The sequence below is a fragment of the Sphingopyxis sp. BSNA05 genome (assembly GCF_013265645.1).
Classification (GTDB): Bacteria; Pseudomonadota; Alphaproteobacteria; order Sphingomonadales; family Sphingomonadaceae; genus Parasphingorhabdus.
Window position 1 is genome coordinate 21,974 of the sequence record NZ_PYIA01000049.1, and the last position, 6,973, is coordinate 28,946.

Annotated in this window: 6 protein-coding genes and 2 pseudogenes; 1 reads left to right on the forward strand and 7 read right to left on the reverse strand. The window is 58.0% G+C overall.

The features are described from left to right. Positions 1 to 90: 90 nt before the first annotated feature. From C8024_RS22970 to C8024_RS05320, 5 genes and pseudogenes are all read right to left on the reverse strand, one after another. The gene (locus C8024_RS22970; RefSeq protein WP_367947167.1) at positions 91 to 390 is read right to left on the reverse strand and encodes a zinc-binding dehydrogenase; all 300 of its coding nucleotides are present in this window, start codon (positions 388 to 390) and stop codon (positions 91 to 93) included. Beyond that, positions 318 to 1,088 carry an NADPH:quinone oxidoreductase family protein gene (locus C8024_RS05305; RefSeq protein ID WP_173203310.1) on the reverse strand — a complete coding sequence of 257 codons (771 nt, stop codon included), beginning with the start codon at positions 1,086 to 1,088 and terminating at the stop codon, positions 318 to 320. The genes C8024_RS22970 and C8024_RS05305 overlap by 73 nt, the downstream gene beginning before the upstream one ends. Beyond that, on the reverse strand, positions 1,085 to 2,470 hold the full coding sequence (locus C8024_RS05310; RefSeq protein WP_367947168.1) for a serine hydrolase domain-containing protein: 1,386 nt from the start codon (positions 2,468 to 2,470) through the stop codon (positions 1,085 to 1,087). Before C8024_RS05310 ends, C8024_RS05305 begins: the two co-directional genes overlap by 4 nt. Next, positions 2,451 to 3,767: pseudogene (locus C8024_RS05315) on the reverse strand (replication-associated recombination protein A). Before C8024_RS05315 ends, C8024_RS05310 begins: the two are co-directional and overlap by 20 nt. 2 nt (positions 3,768 to 3,769) lie before the next feature. Next, a pseudogene (locus tag C8024_RS05320) lies at positions 3,770 to 4,950 on the reverse strand (glycosyltransferase family 4 protein). A gap of 64 nt (positions 4,951 to 5,014) precedes the next feature. Here C8024_RS05320 and C8024_RS05325 point away from each other — a divergent pair. Beyond that, on the forward strand, positions 5,015 to 5,677 hold the full coding sequence (locus C8024_RS05325) for an MOSC domain-containing protein (RefSeq protein ID WP_173203312.1): 663 nt from the start codon (positions 5,015 to 5,017) through the stop codon (positions 5,675 to 5,677). Here C8024_RS05325 and C8024_RS05330 read toward each other — a convergent pair. Then, a complete protein-coding gene (locus C8024_RS05330; protein WP_173203314.1) occupies positions 5,674 to 6,609 on the reverse strand; it encodes a hemolysin family protein in 936 nt (311 codons plus the stop codon). The two genes, C8024_RS05325 and C8024_RS05330, sit on opposite strands and share 4 nt — an antisense overlap. A 21-nt stretch (positions 6,610 to 6,630) precedes the next feature. Next, positions 6,631 to 6,973: rRNA maturation RNase YbeY (gene ybeY / locus C8024_RS05335; protein WP_173203316.1), on the reverse strand; the 343-nt coding region annotated here is incomplete at its 5' end.

Sequence of the window (6,973 nt, forward strand, 5' to 3'; positions counted from 1 at the left end):
TACGTGTGAAACCTTGTTACCATATTTGGCGGCCAATAGACAGGTATCAATCGTGGGATAGCCGGATGGGCGGGTAAAAACTCGTAAAGATCAAGGGCTTGTATTCATCTCTATGACTATTCGACCAATCGCTTCGCGTTGTTCAAGCACGGTCAGTGCCTCGGCCATGTCGTTCAGCGCATAACGGTGGGAGATATGCGGGCGCATTGCACCCAGCACTGCCAATTCCCGCAGCGCAGCACTCTGTCGTTCGGCGAGCTCGGGATCGCGGCGGGGGCTTTCTCCGGCGCGGACGCCAATCAGGCTATAGGTCTTGATCAGGCATGATTGGCCGGGAAAGACGGAATTTGGCCACTGGCAAAGCCAATGATAAGATAGCGTCCGTTCCACGCGATGGCGCGCGTTGCGGTCAGCGCCAGATCGCCGCCCACCGGATCATAAACAATGTCGACGCCTTTGCCGTCCGTGAGCGCTTTCACCTTTGCCGCAAGATTGTCATCTGCTGGATCCAGGACATGATCGGCCCCGGCCTGAAGAATGGCTTCGCGCTTTGCTTCACTCGAGCCGGTGCCGATGACCGTCGCACCGATATGCTTGGCCATTTTGACGGCGGCCATGCCAACGCCGCCACTCGCGCCGAGTATAAGAACAGACTCGCCTGATTGCAGATGACCCCGCTCGACCAGAGCATGCCAGGCGGTGGATGCGCCGGTTTGCCAGCAGGCGGCTTCGCTGAAGGAAAGTGCAGCGGGCAGGGGAGAGACAGCGGTTTCTTTAACCACCCATTGCTCGGCCAGCGCGCCACCCTTGCTTCCTGCCATCACGCGGTCACCGGGTCTGAAACTCTCCACATCCGGAGCGACTTCTATTACCTCGCCGGCGGCTTCCATCCCGGGAACAAAGGGGGGATCAGGACGGAACTGATATTTGCCTTGCGTCATCAGCAGATCGGGAAAATTGAGACCCGCTGCATAAACCCGGATCCGGACCTCGCCGCTCTGCAACGGCACCGTCTGCTGCTCCCGTATCTGGACGGAAGAAGGACCAGTCAGGTCGGTGCAAACTGCTGCCAGATGACGGGCGGTCATGGGTTAAGGGTCTCGATTACGTCCCTGGTAAAATCCTCGATCTTGAAGCGACTGTCTGCGCTATCGTAGCCGCGGCGGACGATTACGAGATTCAGCGAAGCGATGATCACCAGATATTGCCCCCGGTTTCCGATGGCCGCGAAGGCATCTTCCGGTATGCCGTCGGATTTGTTCAGCAGCCAGAATGTAGCGCCATAGCCAAAGCCTCTGGGCGGTTGCGGCCCGGAAGCGGAGGTGACATAATTCCGCCAGTTCTCCGGCAGCAGGCGTTCGCCATTCCACTCGCCATTGTCGAGGTACAGCATTCCCAGTCGTCCGAAATCCCGCGCGGTGGACCATAGCTGGCTGGAGAGGATATAATTGCCCTGCCAGTCCCGCTCGGCATAAGTGCGGGTCATGCCCAGTTTCTGAAAGAAGCTATAGGGATCGAAACCGGGAGCGCCGGGCGTATCCTTTTGCTTGCGGATATGTTCGAGGCGGGTGGCTAGTACCGCCAGCAATGTGTCATTATTGGCATAGCGGAAGCTGGTGCCCGGTCGGTGAAGCAGCGGCCAGCTGGTCGCTTTTTCTGCAACACTGCTGCCGCCCAGATAGATGGAGTCGGTTCGGGCGCCGCTGCCGTCGCTGGTCAAGCCGCTAGCCATACGCATAAGCTGATCGATTGTGATGGCGCTGCGCGGGTCGCCGGACTGCTGCCATTGCGGCAGGCTGGCGGATGCCGTGACATCGACCATGCCCTGCTGCACTGAATGGCCGATCAGCGTGCCCGATATCGATTTGGCGACAGACCATGAGCGCTGGGCAGTGTGGAGATCGTGGCCGTCCTTATAGTGCTCGGCAAGTATCCGGCCATCTTTGATGACCAGCGCAGCGCTTGTCTTGCCGCCATAGACTTCCGGCTGAAAGGCGCGCCTGGCTGCAGATTGCACCGCCCGCGAACGCTGCGACGGCCTGACCAGCGCATTTCGGTCTCCCATCGGCCATGACCGATCATCGAAATACTTGCGCCTTTCCGTCGACACGGTCCGGTCGGTCGGTTCATATCCGATCGGCATGGCTGTGCAGCCGCTCCGGCTGTTCCAGATTGCAACGCGCGGCGCCATATCGTCAGCAAAGGGAACGCGCACTTCGCGCGTATCGTCATCAATATCTGCGGTCAGCGTTGCTATGATATTTTCAACCCGTCCGTAACTGCCGGTCAGTTCGTCTGCTTCGATATCCGCAAGCAGCTTGCCGCCGTTCCATAGCCCGGAGCAAAGGAATTGCGCCTTGTATCCGGCGGCCAGCGCCCGGTCATAACGCGGTTCTTCGACCTCCTGCGCGAAGGCACTGGTGCAAAGCAACGCGCCGACTATTCCGATACTAGCGAGTTTTTTGAGCACGCAGCTTTTCCCAATAATCCAGTCGTTCCCGGATCTTGTGCTCGAAGCCGCGATCCACGGGTTGATAAAAATTCTGCGCCTGCATTTCCTCGGGCCAATAATTGTCCCCCGAAAAACCGTCATCGCTTTCATGATCATAGCTATAGCCTGCACCATATCCGATATCCTTCATCAACTTGGTCGGTGCATTCAATATATTCTGTGGCGGCACTAGCGAGCCGGTATCTTTGGCTGATCTCCAGGCGGCTTTTTGAGCTTTGTAGGCAGCATTGGATTTTGGCGCGGTCGCGCAATAGAGGCAGGCTTGGACAATCGCCAATTCGCCTTCCGGGCTGCCGAGAAATTCATAAGCCTGCTTCGCGGCGAGCGCCTGCACCAGAGCCTGCGGATCGGCCATGCCGATATCCTCGCTGGCGAAACGCACGATCCGGCGGAGCAGAAACAGCGGCTGCTCTCCGGCCACCAGCATTCTCGCGAGATAATATAGCGAGGCTTGCGGGTCCGATCCGCGCATGGCTTTGTGCAACGCCGAGATCAGATTATAATGGCCCTCGCGATCCTTGTCATAGACAGCCATTCGCCGATGCAGGATTTTTGCGAGTTGGGGAGGGTCGAGCGGGTCCTTGATATCGAGCGAAAACAGTGTCTCGGCCTGGTTGAGCAGAAAGCGGCCGTCACCATCGGCGCTGGCAACCAGCGCCTCTCTGGCGTCGTCCGTCAGCGGCAGCCGCTTGTCCTCGATCCTTTCCGCCTTTTGCAGAAGCTGGCCCAGGGCCATTGCGTCGAGGCGGTTGAGGATCAGTACCTGGGCGCGGCTCAGCAGAGCGGCGTTGAGTTCGAATGACGGGTTTTCGGTTGTGGCACCAACAAGGACCACCGTGCCCCGCTCGACATAGGGAAGGAAACTGTCCTGCTGCGATCGGTTGAACCGATGGATCTCGTCAACAAACAGAAGTGTGGCCTTGCCGGACTGGAACCGCATTTCGGCTTCGGCAAAGACCTTCTTCAGCTCGGCAACACCCGAAAAACCGCCGAAATGGCTTTGAAATGCAGGTCGGTCTGATCAGCGAGCAATCGTGCGAGGCTGGTTTTTCCCGTCCCCGGGGGCCCAGAGAATGATTGACGACAGCCTGCCGGCAGAGATCATTCGACCAATCGTGCCTTCGGCACCGACCAGATGGTCCTGCCCGACAATATCGGAAAGCTGGCGCGGCCGCAGCCGGTCGGCGAGGGGCGCGTCCGGCGAGCTTTCGCTTTCGCCCTGTTGTTCCTTATCGTCGTCGAACAGTCCCTGCATGTCTAGCGGACGGCCGCTTGCTGGATCGGGCCATGGCCGGCCTGCCGTTGGCGGACCAGCCGCATATAGGTCTGTGCGACCGCATTGTTGATCTGGTCCCAGCTATATTCCTCTGCCCGCCGTTCACCGGCTGCGCCATGAGCGTTACGCAGGTCGACATTCTGGCAATAGAGTTGCAGCGCATCGGCAAATTCGCGGACCGCGCCGGGGGTGACCAGTTTGCCCGACTCGTTATTCTTGACCAGACTCTGGCTTCCCGTGGCCTTGGCCGCCACCACCGGCAGGCCGCAGGCCATCGCCTCGAGCGTGACATTGCCGAATGTCTCGGTAATCGACGGATTGAACAGCATCTCCATGCTGGCAACCGCACGGCCAAGATCCTTGCCCTGCTGGAAGCCGACAAAATGGCACCGGGAATGCGTTCTTCGAACCATTGCTGGGCCGGCCCTTCACCGATCACCAGCACCTTGTGCGCAACCTTGCGCCGTTTCAACTCGTCAATGGCGTCGGAAAAGACATCGAGACCCTTTTCCATCACCAGCCGCCCGAGGAAACCGATCACGGGAATATCGTCCTCTATGCCCAGCGACTGTCGCCATTCCAGATCGCGGCGTCCGGAATGGAATATCTCGCGGTCAACGCCGCGCGACCAGATGCCGATATCGTAATTCATCCGCTGGTCGCGCAGCACTTGCGCCATCGATTCCGACGGGGCCACCAGCGCGTCGCAACGGCGGTATAGGCGGCGCAATATTGCCTCGATCACCGGCTCCAGAAAGGCGAGATTATAATAGCGGGGATAGGTTTCGAACCGGGTGTGCACGGAAGCGAGTACGGGAATATTTTGCCGCCGTGCCCAGGATACCATTTTATGCCCGACGCGATCGGGGCTCGATATTTGCAATATATTCGGATTGAACTGTTCTAAATCCCGGCGCACATCCCCGGAAATCCGGGTCGGAAAACGATATTCACCACGTCCTGGGAAGGCCACTGACGGGACACTGATAAGGTCACCAGTCGGTTCGAACGCCGGCGTGTCAGTAGTTGGCGAATAGACCCGGACTGCAGCTCCCTGACGCAACAGATAATCAACCAGCCGGTTGAGGGCCTGGTTTGCGCCATCGCGCACGAAATTATAATTGCCGCTGTAGAGGGCGATACGAAGGTCACTGATTTCCATTCGCGCCTTGAAGCATAATAGCTGGGAAATTGCCAATATGAACTTGGCCGGCTAGCAAGTGGATATGATAAGCACCCGACTCGATCAGCTGCTGATCGGCACTCCTCAAGAATTTCGCGATGACGGCGCGATGAGCGCCATTGCCAAGCAGCCCGTCGAGGATGCGCTGATGCTGGGCTTGGAAGGACTTGCCGGCAACCAGGTTGCCGATCCGCTTCATCATGGCGGTCGCGACAAGGCGGTCCATCTCTATCCGGCGGAACATTATGGCTTCTGGCGAGACAAATATCCGGATCTGGATCTGCTCGAACAGCCCGGTGCCTTTGGCGAGAATTTCAGTTGCACCGGCATGACCGAGGACCGGCTTTGCCTTGGCGATATTTTCCGTCTGGGGGAAGCGCTGATCCAGTGCAGCCATGCCCGCAAACCCTGCTGGAAGCTCAACCATCGCTTCGGCAAGCCGGATGTCTTGAAAACCGTGGTCAAGACCGGCAAGTCGGGCAGCTATTTCAGGGTGATGGAAACGGGCAAGGTGCAGGCAGGGGACTTGTTTGTCCAGCAGGAGCGTCCGCTGCCAGACTGGCCGCTGGACCGGTTGTTCGATCTGATCATCGGTGGACAGCACAAGGGACGCAGCGCTGAACTCAGGATGCTGGCGGAAAGCCCGCTGCTGGCAGAAAACTGGCGACAGCGGGCACAACAGCTCGCCGAAACCCAGACGGACTAGACGAGCATCGGCTTTGGCGGGTGCAGGCGCAATTTCGTCACCCGGCGATCGTCGGCTTCGGTGATTTCCAATATCCAGCCGCTGGGATGCTCGAGCCTTTCTCCTACAGTCGGGATATGGCCCGCCAGAACGAAGCTCAGTCCGCCGATCGTGTCGACATCCTCGTCGATGATTTCGAGCGCCGGATCGACGGCCTCACCGACATCGTCCAGTTCGGCTCTGGCGTCGGCTTCCCAGACACCGTCTTCCAGCCTGACCAGCATCGGGACCGGCTCGTCATCATGTTCGTCCTCGATCTCGCCTGTGATTTCCTCGACGATATCCTCGATCGTAACGAGACCTTCGGTGCCATTATATTCGTCAAAAATGATCGCGAGATGGGTTCGGGTCGCGCGCATTTCGGCGAGCAGGTCGAGAACGCCCATCGATTCGGGGACAAAGCGGGGCTGCCGGAGAAAGGGCGTAATATCATCAGGATAGGGGCCGCCCTTGGCGACAATCGTGAATATGTCCTTGATGTGGATCATCCCGACTATATTGTCGAGATTGTCGCGATAGACCGGAATCCGGCTGTGGCCGTGCTCGGAGAATATATCGACGAAATCGCTGAACGGAGAGCTTTCCTCGATCGCGATCATGTCAGCGCGCGGTACCGCAATATCATCGACGCGGTGCTCGCTGAAATGCAGCATGTTGCGCAGCATTTCCAGTTCGAGCGATGATACGTCCGGCTGGTTATTGGGATCGGCCTCGGCATCGCTCTCATGATCGTCGATGACTTCTTCGATCTGCGCGCGCAGGCTGTTATCTTCGTTGTTGCCGAATAGCAGAGCCTTCAGGCTCTGCCATATTCGTCCGGGCTCGTCATCTTCCTTGGATGGGCTGCTACTGCGAGCCGTACCCGTCACACTGTCATTTTCAACGTCGGTCATTCTTGTTCTTGATTACCTGCTTTACGCTTGTTCTGAATAAGGGTTGGCAATTCCCATTGTTGCCAATGCATTGATTTCGCAATTTTCCATCAAAGTCGCATCTGTCTCGGTCTCGTGATCATAACCTAGCAAATGCAACGTCCCGTGCACAATCAAATGTGTAACATGGGTAGGCATTGCAATATTCTTCGCCGCCGCTTCGTCACGGCAGGTTTCATATGCCAGGATTATATCGCCGAGAAGGGCCTCGCCATCGTCGGTATTGGCGAGAGCCCCGAGCAGATCAGGCTGGATTTGCGGAAAGGAGAGTACATTCGTCGGCTTGTCCTTGCCGCGATAGTCATTGTTGAGCAACTGCACCTCG